Source organism: Sulfitobacter undariae (assembly GCF_014196805.1).
Classification (GTDB): Bacteria; Pseudomonadota; Alphaproteobacteria; order Rhodobacterales; family Rhodobacteraceae; genus Sulfitobacter; species Sulfitobacter undariae.
This window is the reverse complement of sequence record NZ_JACIEI010000003.1, coordinates 412,256-431,637: the sequence shown is the minus strand read 5'-3', so window position 1 is coordinate 431,637 and position 19,382 is coordinate 412,256. Positions and strand designations below refer to the sequence as shown.

Here is a 19,382-nt window from a genome sequence, read left to right as displayed (position 1 = left end):
AAGCAAGTCAAAGGTTAACTTCTTAAGCTAGAGAAAAACTACGGTATTCCATACCTCTGCGAATGTTTCCGACCCATTCCGCCGCAAAAAAGCATGTATCGCGCGGCGGTGCCTGCGTTCAAGACGCGTATATTGTGAATAGATTCGCCCCCTAATCGCCCACATGTAACTTTTTTACACATCAGCATTTGCAACGGCGGCCACCTGCCCCTATATATGAGTTGTCCTTCGGGACTATGGATATAAACGCGCTCGTAATAAGCGGTTCGGACCCGGGGGCGGTACCCGGCGACTCCACCAATCATCCGTCATTTGCGGATCATGGGGTCGAAACAGGATCGACGAACGTCTAAAGGGGTTATGCTTTATCTCGGCTGTCTGCCACCGTTATCGGCGAAAACTGTACAATTGCAAATGACAATCGTGCTCCAATGGCGATGGCCGCGTAAGCGACCGGAACTATTGAAACTTAAGTCCTTACGTTTAGCGACCTAAGGCGGGGTTCGCAGGTACCTGGCAACAGAAACCTGCACTTTACCCCCTTCTCCAGATTGACCGATGTGCAATGATATGCGACCCCTTCTGCCATGGGGTTTTAACTGCGAACGCCCCCCGAAGGCGCCCGCCAAAGTTCGCATGTTTCCAGTGACGTAAGGATGCATGCCATGGCTGCCCCGACCGACCTGCCGCTTTCTCAAATCCCTAACTGGCGTGAGATGACCCGCGTATTTGGCCGCATTGGTCTGCTATCGTTTGGTGGCCCCGCCGCACAGATCGCGTTGATGCACGAAGAACTGGTTGAGAAAAACAACTGGTTGAGCGAGCAAACCTACCTGCGCGCCCTTAGCCTGTGCATGCTGTTGCCCGGCCCTGAGGCCATGCAACTGGCCACCTACGCAGGTTGGCGCATGCGCGGCACAGCAGGCGGGCTGCTTGCAGGGCTATTATTTGTGGTCCCGGGTGCATTGGTGATTGCCGTGCTGGCCTTGCTATATGCCGCTTATGGCCAGTTGCCGCTGGTGCAGGCCGCATTTCTAGGCATCAAGGCGGCGGTGATCGTTGTTGTTTTCCAAGCCCTCAAGAAAGTAGCGGCCAAAGCCCTGATTGGCACAGAAGGCTGGGTCTTGGCTGTGCTGTCCTTCGTCGCCCTATTTGCCTTTGCTGTGCCTTTCCCACTCATCATCCTTGCAGCGGGAGCGTGGGGCATGTGGCGCGCACTGCCTGCCACCACATCGGCGACCGCCGTCCCCATATCAGCCAATCCCATTCGGGTGATCGCGCTGTGGAGCCTGCTCTGGGCGCTCCCGCTGTTAGCGCTTTGGGCGCTGGATCACAGCTTCCTACTCCAGCTTGGCCTCTTCTTTTCAAAACTGGCCATTGTTACCTTTGGCGGAGCTTATGCGGTTCTGGGGTATATGACGCAAACGGTCGTGACCGACATGGGCTGGATCACAACCAAAGAAATGATCGATGCCTTGGGACTGGCAGAAACCACGCCGGGCCCGCTTATTCTGGTGACTGAATTCGTGGCGCTTCTGGCTGGGTTTGCGCAATCAGGCGTTGGCGGAGCCATTGCGGCTGGGGTTTTGACGCTTTGGGTTACTTTTACCCCCTGTTTTTTGTGGATATTCCTTGCTGGCCCCTATTTAGAAAAGATCAGCACACAGCCGCGCCTCTCTGCCGCTCTTCAGGCCATAACCGCTGCTGTTGTTGGTGTGATCGCAAATCTCACGGTCTGGTTTTCCGTGCACGTGTTGTTTCGCACAGTTGGTACAGCCTCACCACTTGCCCTCCCCCTGCCCGACTGGATCAGCTTTGATCCCGCTGCGGCAGGCCTGACAGCTTTGGCCGCTGTAATGATGCTGTGGCTCAATATGGGGTTTGTCCGTGTGATGGCCATTCTGGCGGCCTGTGGCCTTGGGCTTGGCATGATCTGACCACCAACTGAGCGCAGCCCCTTTCATCCCGCTCGGAATCGCCTATGCTAGAAGTAGTTAACAACACCCGAAGGAATGAACATGGGCCGCACCATCGACTATGGCAATCTCATGCATGACGCTATGCGCAGCCTGATCCGCAAAGTTTTGCAAGATATTGCAGACAACGGCCTGCCGGGCGCGCATCACTTTTTCATAACCTTCGATACGTCCCACCCCGATGCAGAGCTGGCCGATTGGCTTTCTGACCGCTATCCAGATGAAATGACCGTTGTAATCCAGCATTGGTTTGATGGCCTACAAGTGACGGATGACGGGTTTTTCATCACGCTGAACTTTGGCGAAGCGCCAGAGCCGCTTTACATTCCTTACGATGCCATCCGCACCTTTGTGGACCCCTCAGTAGAATTTGGCCTGCGCTTTGAGCAACAAGAAGACGGCGACAAGTCAGCTGACGATGCCGAAGATCTGACACAGACCGAGGAATCCGAGCTGGAAGTCGAAGAAGAGCCGGTAAAGGCCGCCGAAATCGTGTCTCTGGACAGTTTTCGCAAAACATAAGGTAGCGCGGAGCCGCGTCACCCGTTAAACAGCCCCTGAACAAATCTACTTCAGGAGCGCCCCATGGCCGATACCCGTACCGAAACAGACAGCTTTGGCCCGTTGGAAGTCCCTTCCGAAAAATATTGGGGTGCGCAAACGCAGCGCTCGATCATCAACTTTCCCATCGGTTGGGAAAAACAGCCGATCGCCATCGTGCGCGCATTGGGTGTGATCAAACAAGCCTGCGCCGAAGCCAACATGGCCCAAGGGTCACTGGATGAAACACGTGGCAAAGCCATCGTGCAAGCCGCATCCGAAGTGGTCGCAGGCAAGTTTGACGACAACTTCCCATTGGTTGTTTGGCAGACAGGTTCCGGCACACAATCCAACATGAACGCCAACGAAGTTATCGCCAACCGCGCGATTGAAATCATGGGCGGCGTGATCGGTTCAAAAGATCCAGTGCACCCCAATGATCACTGCAATATGGGGCAGTCATCCAACGACACCTTCCCCACCGCGATGCACATCGCCACAGCCACCACGGCGCATAACGTCTTGCTGCCCAGCCTGAAGAAACTGCATGCAGCCCTGCAAGCCAAAGTCGAAGAATTTGAGGGCATCATCAAGATTGGTCGCACGCATACCCAAGATGCGACGCCACTGACGCTGAGCCAAGAATTTTCTGGCTACACACACCAAGTTGCGATGAGCATCCGCCGCGTCGAAGACGGGCTTGGACGTATTTATGAACTGGCCCAAGGCGGGACTGCCGTGGGTACAGGCCTGAACACCAAGGTCGGTTGGGATACAACTGTTGCCGCCAATATGGCACGCATCTCTGGCCTGCCCTTCATTACTGCGCCTAATAAATTCGAAGCCCTCGCGGCACATGACGCGATGGTCGAGATTTCTGGCCACCTAAAAACCGTTGCAGCCAGCCTGTTCAAAATCGCAAACGATATTCGCCTACTTGGCTCTGGCCCGCGTTGCGGTTTGGGCGAATTGATCTTGCCTGAAAACGAACCGGGCTCATCTATCATGCCGGGCAAAGTAAACCCGACCCAATGCGAAGCCCTGACACAGGTCTGCGCGCATGTGTTTGGCAATGATGCAGCCGTTGGTTTTGCAGGTTCACAAGGCCACTTTGAACTGAACGTTTACAAGCCAATGATGGCCTATAACGTCCTGCAGTCCATGCAGCTTTTGGGCGATGCGGCATCTGCATTTACCGACAACCTTGTCGTTGATTTGAAGGCTGACGCCGACCGTATCGAAAAACTGATGCGCGAATCGCTGATGCTGGTCACTGCACTGGCTCCAGAGATCGGCTATGACAACGCAACCAAAGTTGCGAAAACAGCCCATAAAAACGGCACGACCCTCAAAGAAGAGGCGATTGCGCTGGGTTTTGTAGACGCCGAGACATTCGACCGCGTTGTGCGGCCGGAAAATATGATTGGACCAAAATGAGTTCTCCCCTAAGCCTGAACAAGGCGCGTAAAGACCGTGACCGGTCTGCCAGAAAATCACAAGCGGATGAAAACGCTGTGAAATTCGGGCAGTCCAAGTCTCAGAAAGAGGCTTTAAAAGCGCGCGCTCAGTTGATCGCACGCAATCTCGAAGGTCATAAGCGGGAAACATGAATGCGCGGCCCGTCAAGCACTCCGTGACCTTGCACGGGCACCGCACCTCTATTTCACTAGAGGCCCCTTTTTGGGCGGAACTTCGCAGTATCGCCCAAAGAAAAACATTACCAATCAACGCACTAGTGGCTGAAATTGATGCGATGCGTGGAATGGATAGCGGACTGGCGTCGGCCATTCGCGTTTACGTTTTGGAAGATTTAAAAGATCGACTGCCAAAACCGGATTAGCATATAGCTAAGCAAACTGCGTCATCACGCGTTTTACGCAATTAAATATGGACCGCTTCCATTCAAAGGAAACGGTCCATATTTTCACAATATTCCGACTTTTAAGCAACCGACGCGTTGTAGATCTTGGTGATGTTCTGACCCAGTGCTGTGTTGAACTCTGATTCAGACATCTTGACGCTCAGGCCTTCGGCCAATGCACGGCTGAAACTTGCGATCATCTTGTGGTTCTGGCTCAGCAAGTCACAGGCGACTTCAGTTGAATAACCCCCAGACAATGCCACAACCCGCAACACACGCGGGTGATCAGCCGCCGCATCATATAGCCCTGCTTGGGTTGGGATAGTCAGCTTAAGAATTACATCCACACCTTCAGGCAAGTCATTCAAGTGTTTCATAATTTCGGCTTCAAGCATCGCTTCCGCGTCTGCTTTGGTGGCGCTCTCAATATGCACTTCAGGCTCAACAATCGGGACCAGACCCGCGGCAGAAACCTGACGTGCTACGTCAAATTGCTGTGCCACGACATCCGCAATGCCCTGCGCATTTGCTTCCAATACAAGTGAGCGTTCTTTAGTGCCAAAAATACCTTTGGTGTTTGCCTTGGCCAACAACGCATCCAGCTCTGGCATCGGCTTTAGCAACTGTACGCCGTTAGCTTCGTCTGCCAAGCCTTTATCAATCTTAAGGAAAGGCACCACACCACGGTCTTCCCACAAAAGCTGCGCCGTTGGTTTTCCATTGATGTCGCTATCCATTGTACGCTCAAATAAAATTGCACCCAGCACTTTGTCAGATGTGAAATCATCCGCCAGAATGATCCGGCTGCGCATCGCGTGAACCGCTGCATACATTTCAACTTCGCCAGAATAATCTGCGGGTTCAACGCCGTATTGCGCCAGCGCTTTTGGTGTAGAGCCACCCGATTGATCTAATGCTGCGATAAATCCAGGTGCGGTTGCCATACGGGTACGTTGTGCGTCTTTTACGGACATGAATACTGCCTTTGTGTTCTGAAATTTGAGTTTGCCCCGTTCTAATGGGTTCCATTGCGCTGCGCTAGTCGCTTGTGCGCTGTTACCGCTCACGGCGGGTGAGCGTGAGGCGAATACCGCTTTTCGCCCGTACCGTTAAATGTGCAACGGGGACAGGAACAGGCCCTGCTGCCACATGGTAATCCCGTAGAATACGGCTGAGTATCAGTGGCCCCTCAATCATCGCAAATCCTGCCCCCGGACAGACACGCGCGCCTGCACTAAAGGGGATAAATGCTTCACGTTGACAGGCCTTGCCATTCTCTGTTTGCCACCGTGTCGGATCAAAACCATCAGGATTGTCCCACAGGCGTTCATGTCGATGTAAATGCCAAGGACTGATCACCAATTGTGATCCTTTGCGGATATCGCGCTCCCGCATCTGTTCCGGGCATGCGCTCTCGCGCACCATCATCGGTACAGGCGGATAAAGGCGCAAGGTTTCGCGAAATACGTCGCGGCTTAAACGCAGTTTTCCCATCACTGCAAAATCGCATTCTTCCAATGCCTGCGCTTCATCGGCCAGCTTGTCTTGCCACTCAGGGTAAAGCGCCATCAGATATAACGCCCAAGATAAGGTAGATGCGCTTGTCTCGTGGCCCGCAAGAAAGAAAATCGCAACCTGATCCACCATTTCCTCTGTGGTGAAACGTTCATTGGTCACAGGATCAGCTGTGGTCATTATCTTTGTTGCCAAATCTTCGGGAGCGGTGCCTGCCGCAATTTCATCCGCGCGGTTTTGCGTCAATTCGGTGATAAGCGCGCGAATACGGGCAGCACTGCGCCGTGTGTCTTTGCCAAAGAGGCGTGGCATCCAACGCGGCAAAGGGATCAGTGCCGCGAGGTTCAATATAGGTTGGCTACGTTGATAGATGCGAAATTCCTCGAACACATCTCGTGCAAGATGATGCTCAATGGGCAGCGAAAACAACGTTCGGAAAATCACATCGGCGGCCACATGACTGCACTCGCTCTCAATGTCGATCTCTTGTCCCAGCTGCTGCTCCAACCGGATTGCAGAGGCTTCCGCAGCATCCCACATCGCAGGAAACGTCACGCGCAAACGTCCCCCCTCAAAGGCGGGATCAATGATTCGACGTTGGCGTTTCCACGTCTCGCCATTGGTGACAAAGACAGAGTCGCCCAGTAAGGGACGTAACCCTTCATTCACACGTGTGGATTTCGGGAAATCATCGGGGCGTTCTTTTAGAACACGTTGCACCAATTCGGGCTGGTTAATCAGATAGCTGCGAAAGAACGGCGTTCGAAATTCTGCCATCCATGCGCGATACAGGCGAGCAGGTTGCGCAGACAACAGGTCAGCACGAAACAGCTTGGCGTAATGCCAAAGTGAAACTTTGTCCGGTCTGCTGGGGGGTTTTGGCGGTAAGATCATAGTGTCATGCTTGTAAATTTATTCACCGGTTTTTCGATCCGCGATTTTGACGCAGGTCTATCCGCATATCGTTCAGCCAAGCTTAGAGCACCTGCAGTGATACGGAAGTAATCATAATCTCGAGGCCGGTCAAAGGCGCAAAGATACTGAAAATGCAGTCGGAAAAATCGCCACCGCAGTTTTTTCCAGCGTGCAGGGCTGAGCGTTTGGGTGAAAGCCGCAGAAAATACCAAGGGCCAACGTTTATCCGCAGGTGCAACGCCACTCACACTAACGGGATCACACAGAGCAAAGGCGCAGCCGTCCCCGGGTGCCGTGACATCCACCCAACTCAACCTCTCTTGTGCGCTCAAATATGCCAAATCAGCGCGCAGACGTTGGGCATTTGGCAAGAATGACACCATCGGAACCACCTGCCCCAGCGATAAGAACCCCAAAGCTGGCCCGTCTTGCCTTGCATGGCCCTGACGGATCAGATCGGCCAGAACCGACACACCTAGATGCGCGCCCGAGGAATGGCCCACAACCAAAACCTCATCCACATCGGATGCCAAAGCCTCACCAATCGCAGCTCCGAACTCAGCCATACGCGCCTCAAGCTGGGGCGTGTTTGCCCCGCGTGTGGCTGCGCCATAGGCGTAATCGTGCATGAGGTAATAGGCAAACAACTTGCCGTCTTTCGACTTGAACCAATGTAATATTCGCCATGCAACTAAGAAGAAAATACCCCACGCCACCACCGAAGTAAGGGCCAGCGCCCCCATAAACGCGAGTGCGACGTGGTTCTGAGAAAAAAGCGACAGCACGGCGGTCATCGCAGGCTCCAACACCCATGTTGAGACCGCAGCAGACACAAGCCCCCCCACCACCAGCGCAAAGATCAATTGCAATAATAACATCCCAATGGGATACAGCGCGGCAATCACAGGGCCTTTGCGTAAACGCATCAACCGCCACAGCGCGCCCGTGCCAATATAGACCCATGCAGTCTGCAAAAGTTGAGCGTAGGTAGCCAGAACAGAGGTGTTCATGCTGTCGCGAACGATATCAGACCATACCAATACATCCACCGAAGCATCCACATGCGCGCCGTTGATCAAGCCTTTGACATCCCACCCATATCGCGCACCACCTTGCCGCGCAGACAAGGATATCCCGTACCCTGATATCTCGGCCTGAGCGGCAGATTCACTGCGGTACAATTCGCGGTAACGACGCGGGTGTATCGGATCATAGCCCGGAATGTAGAAAACCGCCCGTTTGGTGACGGGCTTATGTGCAGGGGCAGCCATGGTGCTCAGGGCCTCAATGTTGTTTTGCCAATGCTAGCGCGGATTTTCGGCCAAAGTAAGGCTTTTGCCTAGCCGATATTGCCCAATGCGGGGAAGGTCTCTAGCAGCCAAAAACTGAACGCTGAAAACGCCCCTGTCAGCATCGCGACACCCACAGAGATGAGCAAAACCCCCATCACGCGTTCAATCGTTTTCATATGACGTTTGAGGCGGTTCATCACGTTGACAGCGCGTGTGATGAACATTGCGGCCAGTAGAAAAGGTATCCCCAATCCCAGTGCATAAATCCCCAACAACAACGTCCCGCGTGAGACCGAAGCCTCCCCCGCTGCCAGAGACAAGATCGCGCCCAGTTGGGGGCCAATGCACGGTGTCCATCCAAAGGCAAAGGCAAGCCCAAGCAGGTAAGCGCCAAAGGATGAGCCGCCTTTATCGCCTGCGTCCACACGTGCTTCGCGATCAAGGAAAGGAATACGGAATATCCCAAGGAAGTGGATGCCGAAAACAATCACAACCACGCCTGAAATCTGCGAAAACAATATCTGGTTTTGCAGGAAAAATGAACCGAACGCCGAGGCGGTAAAACCCAAGAGCAAGAATACCGTGCTCAACCCCATGACAAAAAACAGCGCAGCCACAACAGCACGTCGCCGTGCGCTAGAGATCGAGCTCATTTCATTGAGGCTGACTCCGCTCATATAAGCCAGATAGGGTGGCACAATTGGCAGCACACAAGGCGATAAAAAGCTGATGATGCCTGCGAGCAAGGCAACGGTCATGGCGGGTATCAGACTTGCGTCTATGAGTTCAATTCCAAACATATACCCCTGCTACACCCTACATCCGCCGCCGTCACCTGTCACATTGTCACAAGGCTGTGGACAGGCTGTAACATGCGGCATAATCAGGACCGATGATGCATAAACTAGACGCAACAGGGCTGCTGTGCCCCCTACCTGTACTCAAAGCACGCAAACGCCTGCAATCTCTGGATATCGGGGACAGGCTTCACATGCGCGCAGATGATCCCGCTGCTGTGATTGATGTCCCGCATTTTTGCGCGCAATCAGGTCACAAGCTAATTGAGAGCCTTCAAGACGGTGATACGCAAATCTATATCATTGAGAAGTCGGCCTAAACCAAACGATTTTACAAATGAAAAAGGCAGGCTCCCAGAGCCTGCCTTTTTGCTGTTCAGTCCGTGAAAGCGCCCTAGCGGCCGCCCAATGACCACCAGCCTTTACGTCTTGGCTTGGCAGGTCCTTCTGCCACAGGCTCGGCGGCTGGTGCAGCTTCTGCGACGGGCTCGGCTTTGGCTTCAGGCGCAGGTTCAACCTTTGCTTCCACCATAGGCTCCGCTGTCACTTCCGCAGCAGCTTTGGTCTCTGGCGCGGGTGCAACCTGCACTTCGGCTACTGGTGCTGGCTCTGCCTCGGCTTTCTCAACTTCTGGCGCTGTAGCAACGACCTCAGGTTCAGCAGCCTTTTTCGGAGCAGCACGTTTGCGCGGTGCCCGTTTCTTTGGCGCGTCAGCAGCAACAGGTTCTGCGCTGGCTTCTGGCGCATCCTCAGCAACAGGCCCGTCCACAGCTACGGGCGCATCAGCAGCAACTGCTGCTGCGACCTTGGGCTTGCGGGGGGCACGTGTCCGCTTGGGTTTCGGCTTCGGCTCTGCCTCGGCTGTGTCGGGCGCAGAGGCCTCTTCAACTACCGGTGTTTCAGCAACGACTGCCTCCGCCTCAGTAGCGGGAGCTTCAGCCGTGGCATCAACCTTGGGCTTGCGGCTGCGCGAACGGCGGCGCGGCTTGGGAGCCTCTTCACCGTTCTCATCAGCCGGTTTTGGCACCTCTACTGCATCAGCGCTTTCGCTATCCGCAGTCGTTTCTGCCGCGTTCCCGTTCGCATCGTCAGTGCCGTTTTCACCGTTTTGCTGATCGTCACCGTTTGTACGTCCACCACGGCTGCGACGACGACGACGGCGTTTGCGCTTGGGCCGCTCTTCACCATCTTCACCCACAGGTGCATCAGCAGGAGTGGCCACAGCCTCACCTTGTTCCGCTTCGCTCGCAATCGCGGCTTCTGCGGCTTCGGCTGCGGCGGCATCGGCTTCGTCGATTTCATCCATCAATGTCGTATCAGCCGACACAATATGCGAAATCTGCTGCACAACACGTGTAGCGGTCTTGAATTTCTCAATCGAGAAATCAGGGCTAACGAGGTGAACATCCCCTTCAATCCGAACACTCAGGCCATAGCGCGATTCGATATGCGCGATATGCTCGCGTTTTTGGTTCATCAAGAAGTTGGCAATGCCCACTGGGGCTTTGACCAGAACTTCGCGTGAACGGCGGCGCGTGCCTTCTTCTTCGATGGCCCGCAAGATCGCCAGCGCAAGGTTGTCGTCTGAACGGATCAAACCCGTGCCATGACAGGCTTGACACGGCTGTGTTGTCGCTTCGATCATGCCTGGGCGCAGACGCTGGCGTGACATTTCCATCAGGCCAAAGCCCGAAATCCGGCCAACCTGAATACGCGCGCGGTCCGTCTTGAGCTTATCTTTCATCATCTTTTCAACGGCGGCGTTATTTTTACGCTCGTCCATGTCGATGAAGTCAATGACGATCAGGCCCGCAAGGTCACGCAAACGCAGTTGGCGTGCAACTTCAGCTGCGGCCTCAAGGTTGGTTTTCAAGGCGGTTTGCTCGATCGAGTTTTCTTTGGTTGCACGCCCCGAGTTGACGTCAACAGCCACCAGCGCTTCGGTCACACCAATCACCAGATACCCGCCCGAAGGCAGTTGCACCGTTGGGTTAAACATACCCGACAGGTATGATTCGACCTGATAGCGTGCAAACAGCGGCAGGTTTTCGGTGTAGCGCTTCACGTTCTTTGCATGGGACGGCATGATCATTTTCATGAAGTCCTTGGCGATGCGATAGCCGCGTTCGCCTTCAACAAACACCTCGTCAATGTCACGATTATAAAGATCGCGGATCGAGCGTTTGATCAGATCGCCTTCTTCGTAGATTTTTGCCGGTGCAACAGATTTCAGCGTCAATTCGCGGATTTGTTCCCACATGCGTTGCAGGTATTCATAATCGCGTTTGATCTCTGCTTTGGTGCGCTTGGCCCCTGCTGTACGCACGATCAGGCCAGCGCCTTGTGGCACTTCGATCTCTTGCGCGATCTCTTTGAGCTTTTTGCGGTCTACAGCATTGGTGATTTTGCGGGAAATACCGCCGCCTCGTGCTGTGTTCGGCATCAAAACGCAGTAACGGCCTGCAAGCGACAAATAGGTTGTAAGGGCCGCGCCTTTATTGCCGCGCTCCTCTTTGACAACTTGTACAAGAAGGATCTGGCGGACTTTGATCACTTCTTGAATTTTGTAGCGACGCACGCGTGGTTTACGCACAGGGCGAATATCGGCGCTGTCATCTTCCTCAGCAACGGATTCGATGCTGTCATCTTTGGCCGTTGCATCCGAAGATACGCTTTCGTCTTCTTCATCCGCGTCATGATCGCCATGGGCATCATGATCGTCAGCAGCTTGTTCTTCTGGCGTATCAACAGGCGATTCCTGAACCCGCTCCATCGGAGAAGAGGCCTCATCCTCAGATACTTCTACATCATCTGCATCCAGATCGACGGTTTCCATTCCCTCAATCTCGGTTGAGGTTTTGGCGTCGTCGTCAGCCGCCCCCTCTGCCTTGGGTCTGCTGCGCGAACGTGAACGCGAGCGACGCTTGGGTTGCTCGTCTTCTTCGTCCTTGGCTAACTGGGCAGCCGCATAAGCGCGCTCTTCTTCTAGCAGAGCCTCACGGTCCGCTACAGGGATTTGATAATAATCAGCGTGGATTTCCGAGAAAGCAAGGAAGCCGTGGCGATTGCCGCCATAATCCACAAACGCCGCCTGCAAGGACGGCTCAACGCGCGTTACTTTGGCGAGGTAAATGTTGCCAGCAAGCTGGCGTCTGTTTTCAGATTCGAAATCGAATTCTTCGACTTTGTTTCCATCAACCACAACAACGCGGGTTTCTTCCGCGTGGGTGGCATCGATAAGCATTTTCTTAGGCATTGTACTCTTTTGCACGGGCGCGAACGCACGGGCCTCCCTGAGGGGGCTGTCCGTTGGGCCGGGTGTCTTGTCAGGGCGATGTGAGACGGCGCAGCAGTGCGGCCCCAAGGGCCACTCCCAAAACTGTTATCAGCGTTTGCGCGCGTCATCGCGGTTCTTCTCCGATACGGGATCACAGCCTTGTTGTCCAAGGCGTGCCGCGCATCCATTAAAAACTGTGTTATCTCAGGCGCTTTGCCCTCAACGTCCATCAGCGTCACTTTACCGTTTCCGGCACGATCGGGTGCCAAACAACGACGATACGACGATGTTGGCAGCGAAATTCTTCAAGGGTCAAAATACTGCGAATATTCGCAAGTGACCCATCCCTCTAGATAAGTGCACGTGGGCAGCAAACACAATGGGCAATTACACTTGCGCGTTGCAATTTTGTAAAACGCACAAAATTCCCCCCTGAAATCCCGACAGCAGTGTGTTGCTGTCACAAGAGTTTAGGCTTACGCTCTAATCATATACAGGGTGTTTTCGCACTCATCACCGTTACCCAGGAGACATTATGGTTTATTTCATGCGCCCTGCTTTGTTACTCTGCACAGTAGTCATGGCCCTTTCGGCCTGCGACCCCACAGAATTTGACAAAGATCCCGACGTTCGGCGCGATGCACGCGCAAACCGCACCTGCATTAAGGCCGTGAGCGACAAAGCAGGATCACCCGCCCAAGCGAACACCAGCTTGCCCGTCGTCGAAATCAACCAATACGTCATTGACGTGCCCACAGGGCAGCAGCGCTGGATGTGCCGCACCGATGACGAAGGTAATGCCACACAGCTTTATAAAATGGGCCAAGGTTAATCCGGCAAACCCGCCGCACAAACCATCAAACAGCAAAAGGGGCGCATGAACTGCGCCCCTTTTTTATGCGTGCTGGTCGCATATCGAACCGTTCAGATTACAGATAGTCTGAACGGGACAGTTGGTATTTCGCCATCTTTTCATTCAGCGTCCTGCGCGGCAGGCAAAGTTCTTCCATCACGCTGGCAATAGAGCCTTTGTGCCGCCGCATCGTGTTATCGATCAACATCCGCTCGAACGCCTCGACATATTCCTTCAACGGTTTGCCTTCAGTCGTCATCACCGGCTGCATTTCGTCATGGTCAGACATCAACAACGACGCAATAGTGCCAGATCCCCGGCGCGATTGAAGGACAGCGCGTTCCGCAACGTTGATCAATTGACGGACATTGCCCGGCCAAGGTGCCTGTAACAACTGCGCCGCTTCTTGCGCAGTCACCTGCGGCGCATCGCAGCCGTACTCCTCGGAGAATTGCTCGCTTAACCGCGTGAACAAGGTCAAAATATCTTCGCCACGCTGCCGCAGGGGCGGCACAGTGATGCGCAAGGCTGCTAAACGGTAAAACAGATCAGAGCGCAGCACATCTTCCGAGGTGCGCCCCGCTTCTTGCAGATTTGAAATTGCAACAATCCGCGTTTCGGCAGGGGTGCCTTGTTCATTGATCACGGCCAACAAACGCGCTTGCAGCGTTTCTGACAGCGCTTCGATGTCTTCCAACACCAATGTACCACCGCGGGCTTCTTCAACCGCAGGAAGCTGCGCATCTTCTGGCAACATCGGCCCAAACAGACGTTTACTCAGCGCTTCTTCTTCATAGGCAGAGGCGCTGACCAGCACAAATTTCTTGCCCGCCCGCGAGCCAACAGCATGCAAAGCATGGGCAACCAAAGTTTTGCCCGTCCCCGTTTCACCATCTATCAGAACATGGCCATCCGCCTGCCCCAGATCGAGGATATCTTCACGCAAACGCTCCATCACGGGGCTTTGGCCAATCAGCTTTTTCATCAACTGGCCGCCATCAGACAATTCGCGACGCAGCAGGCGGTTATCCATCACCAGACGGCGCGTAGCAGTTGCCTTTTTGGCCAGCTCGCTCATCCGGTCGGGGTTGAACGGTTTCTCAAGAAAATCAAACGCGCCGACGCGCATTGCTTCAACTGCCATAGGGACATCGCCATGGCCTGTGATCATGATGACCGGCAGCGCACTGTCACTGCCCATCAGTTTCTTCAAAAACTGCATCCCGTCCATGCCCGGCATTTTGATATCCGAGATCACAATCCCCGGATAATCTGGCCCCAGCACTTTCAGCGCATCTTCGGCGCTGGCGAATGTTTCCGTGTCATAGCCCGACAGGGCCAGCCATTGGCTGATCGACTGCCGCATATCTTTTTCGTCATCGACAATCGCAATTTTCATAGCCTGTGCCATATTTTACTCCGCCGCCTTCGTTTCTTTTGTGCCGTCATAGATCGGCAATTGCATCTCGAACAACGCGCCACCCGCCTGCCCGTTCCGTGCCGTCAGCCTACCGCCAAGATCACTTACAATCCCCGAAGAAATCGCAAGGCCAAGACCAACACCGTCGCCGGGTTGTTTGGTTGTATAAAACGGCTCGAACAATGCATCCAAGTCCTCAATGCCGGGTCCGTTGTCACGCACGGTCAATGTAACAGTCTCTCCGGCGGTCAAAATGATTTCAACCATCGGGTTCCGTTCTGATTTGGTGGCATCCAAAGCATTGCGCAAGAGGTTGACCAGAACTTGTTCAATCCGCATCCGGTCCCCCAACGAATAAACAGCATCGTCGGGCAGGATGCGCACAATCTGCACCTGACGTTGCCGCAATTGCGGTTCCATCATCGACAGTGACGAAGCCAGCGCATCGGCCATATTCACGGGTGTAAACGTCTCTTGCCCCTTGCGGGCATAGGATTTTAGCTGCCGCGTGATCGCGCTCATCCGTTCAATCAGGTCATCAATCCGGCCAAAAGCGCTGAGCGATTCATCGGGGCGATTTCGCATCAACAGCAGCCGTGCGCCTGCCAGATAGGTTTTCATTGCCGCAAGCGGTTGGTTCAATTCATGACTTACCGCTGCAGACATTTCGCCTAACGCGGCCAATTTACTGGATTGCTCAAGCGTTTGTTCTGCCACGGCAAGCGTCTGCTGCACCCGTTTGCGCTCGGCGATTTCGCGCTGTAGCGCCACGTTCAATGCGCGAAGCTCCGCCGACTCACGTTGGAAAATCGCGGCGCGTCCTGCTGTGCGGCGGCTCGTAAAATAGAAAGCCAGTGCCAAGAGAATCGCAAAGCCCATGACCTCAAGCGCCAAAACCCCGTTCACACGCTCGCGCACCGATGCATAAGTCGTGTAACTCACCATGCGCCAGCCACGGAAATTCACCCGCGACTCCAGCCGCATCACCGCTTCGCCACGCAAATAGGCATCAGGGGGCAGCGCGGTCCAATCAGCTGTGGCTTGGATCGCCCGCTCAATCGCGCTCTGCGGTGTCTGGTTTTCAAGCGCTTCTGCCTCGGTTTTTCCGCGCCACAATGGTTCCGTTGCCAACAGGATTTCGCCATTGCTATCCGCAACAATCACCGCATCTGAAATTCCGGCCCAAGCGCGTTCAAATTTGCGCAAATCCACTTCAACGGCGATCACCCCAACTGTGGCACCGCCATTCTGGATGCGGCGCGAATAGAAAAAACGATATCCACCTGTTTCTTGCAAGATGACGCTGAAAATTGTCGCGTTAGAGCGGATCGCATCCACAAAATAGGCCTCTGTCCGATGCCCTGCGCCAATACGGTTACGGTCTGTCGCAGCCACTGTGCGCCCGTCCATATCCAACAACATCAAAGACGCCGCGCCGATTTCTTCTACAAAGGAAATAAGCCGCTGTGTGGAAAGAGAATAATCAGCGCTTTCCAGCGCGTCGATCAACGTCGGGTCACGCCCCAACAACTGCGGCACAATGGCGTTCTGGCGCAGCTCTGCCAGAAGGTTCCCGCCATAAAGTGCGATCCGCAACTCAGCGCGGCTGCGCGTTGTGTCAGTGAAACGGTCCGTCAGTAATCGGTTGGTGACCGAGATTACAACAACAGCAAAGATTAACAGCACCGCCAAAGCGATGCGCACCCGCCAGCTGATCGCAGCGGGCTGCCATGGTGGAATTTTCACGCTGCTGCTATCCTTGCTCATAAACGCACACTACCACAGGGCAGCGTGCGCTCAAGTCAGGCGGTGGCCAAGGCCCCTGCCAATGCGCGGAAGAGCGCCACCCCATCGGTGCCGCCATGCCCGGCGTCTGCCGCCCGTTCGGGGTGCGGCATCATACCCAACACACGACGGTTCTCGGACAGAATGCCCGCAATATCCGCCATCGCCCCATTCGGGTTATCGGTATAGGTAAACGCAATCCGGTCTTCCCCTTTCAACGCGGCAATCGTTTCCGCATCTGCAAAGTAGTTCCCGTCGTGGTGGGCAATCGGAATGTCGATCACATCACCAACGGCGTACCCGTTTGTGAAGTCCGAAGAGGCCGTCTGAACCTTCAGGCCAACGGTTCTGCAGATATACTTCAGCCCCGCATTACGCAGCAACGCACCGGGCAGCAAACCTGTTTCGGTCAAAACCTGAAAGCCGTTACAGACCCCCATCACATACCCACCGCGCGCCGCATGGGCCGCAACAGATTTGCAAATAGGTGAATTCGCTGCAATTGCCCCGCAACGCAGGTAATCCCCGTAAGAGAAACCACCTGGAATACCAACGATATCGACGCCCTGCGGCAGTTCGCTATCTTTGTGCCACACCATGGTGACATCGGCGCCCGCCTGCTCAAATGCCACCGCAAGATCGCGGTCACAGTTTGAACCCGGGAAAACAACGACAGCTGCGCGCATCAGGCGATCTCCACCGTGTAGCTCTCGATCACAGTATTCGCCAACAGCTTCTCGCACATCTGCTCAACGTCTGCCTGCGTGGCACCGTCCGCCAGATCAAGCTCGATCACCTTGCCTTGACGCACAGCTTGCACGCCATCAAAGCCCATCGCGCCCAAAGCATGGCGCACGGCCTCACCCTGCGGATCAAGAACCCCATTCTTCAACATCACGTGCACCCGTGCTTTCATGGCCCGTCCCTCTTCTTTATTTAGCCTTTAAACTCAATCCGACAGCAGGTGTCAGTTGATCAGCGTTGGTTTCGAAACCGGCGTCGAGGTTTTGGGCATCACACCCAACCGCGTGGCGACTTCTGTATATGCATCCGTCAACGAACCCAAATCACGGCGGAACACGTCTTTGTCCAGCTTGCGACCTGTTTCAATGTCCCACAAACGACAGCTATCGGGAGAAATCTCGTCCGCCACGATCAAGCGTTGGAAATCACCGTCATAGACACGACCAACTTCGATTTTGAAGTCAACCAGCTTGATCCCCACACCGTACATCACACCAGACATGAAATCATTCACGCGCAGCGCTAGGCTCAGGATGTCATCCATGTCTTGCTGACTGGCCCATCCGAAAGCGGCGATATGTTCCTCGCTGACCAATGGGTCACCCAGAGAATCGTCTTTATAGCTGTATTCAACAATCGGACGCGGCAGCTGTGTACCTTCTTCGATGCCCAAACGTTTGGACATGGTGCCCGCCGCATAGTTGCGCACGATCACTTCCAGCGGCACGATCTCAACCTGACGCACCAATTGCTCGCGCATATTGAGGCGTTTGATGAAATGCGTCGGCACGCCGATCTGGTTCAATCCGGTCATGAAATATTCGGACAAACGGTTATTGAGAACACCTTTACCGTCAATCACGTCTTTTTTCTGAGCGTTGAAAGCAGTGGCATCGTCTTTGAAGTACTGAACAATCGTTCCAGGCTCTGGGCCTTCATAGAGAATCTTTGCTTTGCCTTCGTAGATTTTCTTGCGGCGGGCCATGGGCGTCCCCTGTCAGTTTTGGGCGCGGGGGAGTCCCGCTGCCCTGTTGTGCCTCTCTTAGTGCACACGGCACAGTGCTGCAAGACTCCAGCTGAACCAATGTTATACGACCTCGCCCAAGCCTTGATACCTGTCAAAAATGAGGCGTTTGGCAGTAGCCAACGTGCCATACCTCATAAAGATGATGAAGATTATGAACTTGCCTTGAATAGAGGGCCATGAAATGAGCGCGCAAGCCTGTATACGGAGCATATACCATGACAAATCCCCTGATTGATCTTCTCGCCGAAAAGGGCGTTCTTTTGGCCGATGGTGCCACCGGAACCAACCTGTTCAATATGGGTCTCATGTCGGGCGAGCCGCCAGAGTTCTGGAACACCGACAAGCCAGAGAATATTCTGACGCTTTATCGCGGTGCCGTAAACGCAGGCTCTGATCTGTTCCTCACCAACAGCTTTGGCGCAAACGCCTCCCGCCTGAAACTGCACAACGCCCAGAAGCGCGCCCATGAGCTCAGCCGTGTTGCAGCCGAACTGGCCCGTGAAGTGGCGGATACCGCAGGCCGCAAAGTTCTGGTGGCCGGATCAGTTGGCCCGACGGGCGAGATCATGGAGCCCGTAGGCCCGCTCACCCATGCAAGTGCTGTCGAGATGTTCCACGAAACTGCGGATGGCCTGAAAGCAGGCGGTGCTGACATCGGTTGGCTAGAAACCATTTCCGCGCCCGAAGAATACCGCGCTGCCGCCGAAGGCTTTGCACTGGCAGGCTTACCATGGGTCGGCACGATGAGCTTTGACACAGCAGGCCGCACGATGATGGGCATGACCTCGGCTGGTATGGTCGATATGGTTGACGAAATGGACAACAAACCGCTGGCTTTTGGCGCGAACTGCGGCACAGGTGCGTCTGACCTTCTGCGCACCGTCTTGGGTTTTGCGGCCAAAGGCAGCGCCGTTCCGATTGTAGCCAAAGGCAACGCGGGCATCCCGAAATACGTTGAGGGCCACATCCATTATGACGGCACGCCAGAACTGATGGCGACCTATGCGATCATGGCCCGCAATTGCGGTGCACAGATCATTGGCGGCTGCTGCGGTACCATGCCCTCGCATCTGGAGAAAATGCGCGAAGCACTGGACACCACGCCCAAAGGATCAACACCAGATCTGGAAGAAATTGTTGCGGCGCTTGGTGCGTTTTCATCCCAAAGCGACGGCACCGATGGCGAAGGCCCAACACGCGCGCCACGCCGTGGCCGCCGCCGCAGCTAGGGTTTTCACCGCGCAGGCATGATTGCTGATGTTTTCTGCGACCTCACGTCGCAGCTTGGGCCTGTCTGGTCGCAAATGCCTCAGTATTTTCGCCACGGTCTGACAAAACAAATTAAACGATGGCCCAACGGCCCGCCATGAAAGGGAATAC

General features: G+C 54.6%; 18 protein-coding genes and 1 other RNA gene. 9 read left to right on the top strand and 10 right to left on the bottom strand.

Annotated features, from left to right (window positions below):
• The first annotated feature begins 184 nt into the window (after window positions 1–184).
• The 6 genes from ssrA to GGR95_RS07925 all read left to right on the top strand — a co-directional run bounded on the left by ssrA (window position 185) and on the right by GGR95_RS07925 (window position 4,356).
• Window positions 185–534, top strand: a transfer-messenger RNA (tmRNA) gene (gene ssrA / locus GGR95_RS07950).
• Between the two features lie 131 nt (window positions 535–665).
• A complete protein-coding gene (chrA, locus tag GGR95_RS07945; protein WP_246423321.1) occupies window positions 666–1,937 on the top strand; it encodes a chromate efflux transporter in 1,272 nt (423 codons plus the stop codon).
• An 81-nt stretch (window positions 1,938–2,018) separates the two neighbouring features.
• Window positions 2,019–2,498: an SspB family protein gene (locus GGR95_RS07940; RefSeq protein ID WP_184564551.1), complete on the top strand. Its 480-nt coding sequence runs from the start codon at window positions 2,019–2,021 to the stop codon at window positions 2,496–2,498.
• 63 nt (window positions 2,499–2,561) lie between these two features.
• Window positions 2,562–3,953: a class II fumarate hydratase gene (fumC, locus tag GGR95_RS07935; protein WP_184564549.1), complete on the top strand. Its 1,392-nt coding sequence runs from the start codon at window positions 2,562–2,564 to the stop codon at window positions 3,951–3,953.
• Entirely contained in the window at window positions 3,950–4,126 is a 177-nt protein-coding gene (locus tag GGR95_RS07930; RefSeq protein WP_184564547.1) for a DUF4169 family protein, read from the top strand. Before fumC ends, GGR95_RS07930 begins: the two co-directional genes overlap by 4 nt.
• Window positions 4,123–4,356 carry a ribbon-helix-helix domain-containing protein gene (locus GGR95_RS07925; RefSeq protein WP_184564545.1) on the top strand — a complete coding sequence of 78 codons (234 nt, stop codon included), beginning with the start codon at window positions 4,123–4,125 and terminating at the stop codon, window positions 4,354–4,356. Before GGR95_RS07930 ends, GGR95_RS07925 begins: the two co-directional genes overlap by 4 nt.
• Before the next feature lie 101 nt (window positions 4,357–4,457).
• Here GGR95_RS07925 and GGR95_RS07920 read toward each other — a convergent pair whose 3' ends face one another.
• From GGR95_RS07920 to GGR95_RS07905, 4 genes are all read right to left on the bottom strand, one after another.
• Window positions 4,458–5,351 (bottom strand): fructose bisphosphate aldolase, encoded by an 894-nt coding sequence (locus GGR95_RS07920; protein WP_184564543.1) that lies wholly within the window; start codon window positions 5,349–5,351, stop codon window positions 4,458–4,460.
• Between the two features lie 82 nt (window positions 5,352–5,433).
• Window positions 5,434–6,786: a cytochrome P450 gene (locus GGR95_RS07915; RefSeq protein ID WP_184564541.1), complete on the bottom strand. Its 1,353-nt coding sequence runs from the start codon at window positions 6,784–6,786 to the stop codon at window positions 5,434–5,436.
• On the bottom strand, window positions 6,783–8,078 hold the full coding sequence (locus GGR95_RS07910; RefSeq protein WP_184564539.1) for a hypothetical protein: 1,296 nt from the start codon (window positions 8,076–8,078) through the stop codon (window positions 6,783–6,785). The genes GGR95_RS07915 and GGR95_RS07910 overlap by 4 nt, the downstream gene beginning before the upstream one ends.
• 68 nt (window positions 8,079–8,146) lie before the next feature.
• Window positions 8,147–8,899 carry a cytochrome c biogenesis CcdA family protein gene (locus GGR95_RS07905; protein WP_184564537.1) on the bottom strand — a complete coding sequence of 251 codons (753 nt, stop codon included), beginning with the start codon at window positions 8,897–8,899 and terminating at the stop codon, window positions 8,147–8,149.
• A 95-nt stretch (window positions 8,900–8,994) separates the two neighbouring features.
• On the opposite strand from GGR95_RS07905, the gene GGR95_RS07900 reads away from it, so the two are divergent.
• Entirely contained in the window at window positions 8,995–9,216 is a 222-nt protein-coding gene (locus GGR95_RS07900) for a sulfurtransferase TusA family protein (RefSeq protein ID WP_184564535.1), read from the top strand.
• 74 nt (window positions 9,217–9,290) lie between these two features.
• Here GGR95_RS07900 and GGR95_RS07895 read toward each other — a convergent pair whose 3' ends face one another.
• Window positions 9,291–12,152, bottom strand: coding sequence for an Rne/Rng family ribonuclease (locus GGR95_RS07895; RefSeq protein WP_184564533.1), 2,862 nt, complete (start codon window positions 12,150–12,152; stop codon window positions 9,291–9,293).
• A 556-nt stretch (window positions 12,153–12,708) separates the two neighbouring features.
• Between GGR95_RS07895 and GGR95_RS07890 the strand changes: the two genes are divergently transcribed.
• Window positions 12,709–13,005 (top strand): hypothetical protein, encoded by a 297-nt coding sequence (locus tag GGR95_RS07890; protein ID WP_184564531.1) that lies wholly within the window; start codon window positions 12,709–12,711, stop codon window positions 13,003–13,005.
• Between the two features lie 97 nt (window positions 13,006–13,102).
• On the opposite strand, the gene GGR95_RS07885 is transcribed toward GGR95_RS07890, so the two are convergent.
• The 5 genes from GGR95_RS07885 to purC are packed head-to-tail and all read right to left on the bottom strand — an operon-like array spanning window position 13,103 to window position 17,960.
• Window positions 13,103–14,437 carry a sigma-54-dependent transcriptional regulator gene (locus tag GGR95_RS07885; protein ID WP_184564529.1) on the bottom strand — a complete coding sequence of 445 codons (1,335 nt, stop codon included), beginning with the start codon at window positions 14,435–14,437 and terminating at the stop codon, window positions 13,103–13,105.
• Window positions 14,438–14,440: 3 nt separating this feature from the next.
• On the bottom strand, window positions 14,441–16,213 hold the full coding sequence (locus GGR95_RS07880) for a sensor histidine kinase (RefSeq protein WP_184564527.1): 1,773 nt from the start codon (window positions 16,211–16,213) through the stop codon (window positions 14,441–14,443).
• Between the two features lie 35 nt (window positions 16,214–16,248).
• A complete protein-coding gene (gene purQ / locus GGR95_RS07875; protein WP_184564525.1) occupies window positions 16,249–16,917 on the bottom strand; it encodes a phosphoribosylformylglycinamidine synthase subunit PurQ in 669 nt (222 codons plus the stop codon).
• Window positions 16,917–17,147, bottom strand: coding sequence for a phosphoribosylformylglycinamidine synthase subunit PurS (gene purS, locus GGR95_RS07870; protein WP_184564523.1), 231 nt, complete (start codon window positions 17,145–17,147; stop codon window positions 16,917–16,919). The genes purQ and purS overlap by 1 nt, the downstream gene beginning before the upstream one ends.
• Before the next feature lie 51 nt (window positions 17,148–17,198).
• Window positions 17,199–17,960, bottom strand: coding sequence for a phosphoribosylaminoimidazolesuccinocarboxamide synthase (gene purC / locus GGR95_RS07865; RefSeq protein ID WP_184564521.1), 762 nt, complete (start codon window positions 17,958–17,960; stop codon window positions 17,199–17,201).
• A 257-nt stretch (window positions 17,961–18,217) separates the two neighbouring features.
• Between purC and bmt the strand changes: the two genes are divergently transcribed.
• Window positions 18,218–19,231, top strand: a complete 1,014-nt coding sequence (gene bmt, locus GGR95_RS07860; protein ID WP_184564519.1) for a betaine--homocysteine S-methyltransferase — start codon at window positions 18,218–18,220, stop codon at window positions 19,229–19,231.
• Window positions 19,232–19,382: the final 151 nt, after the last annotated feature.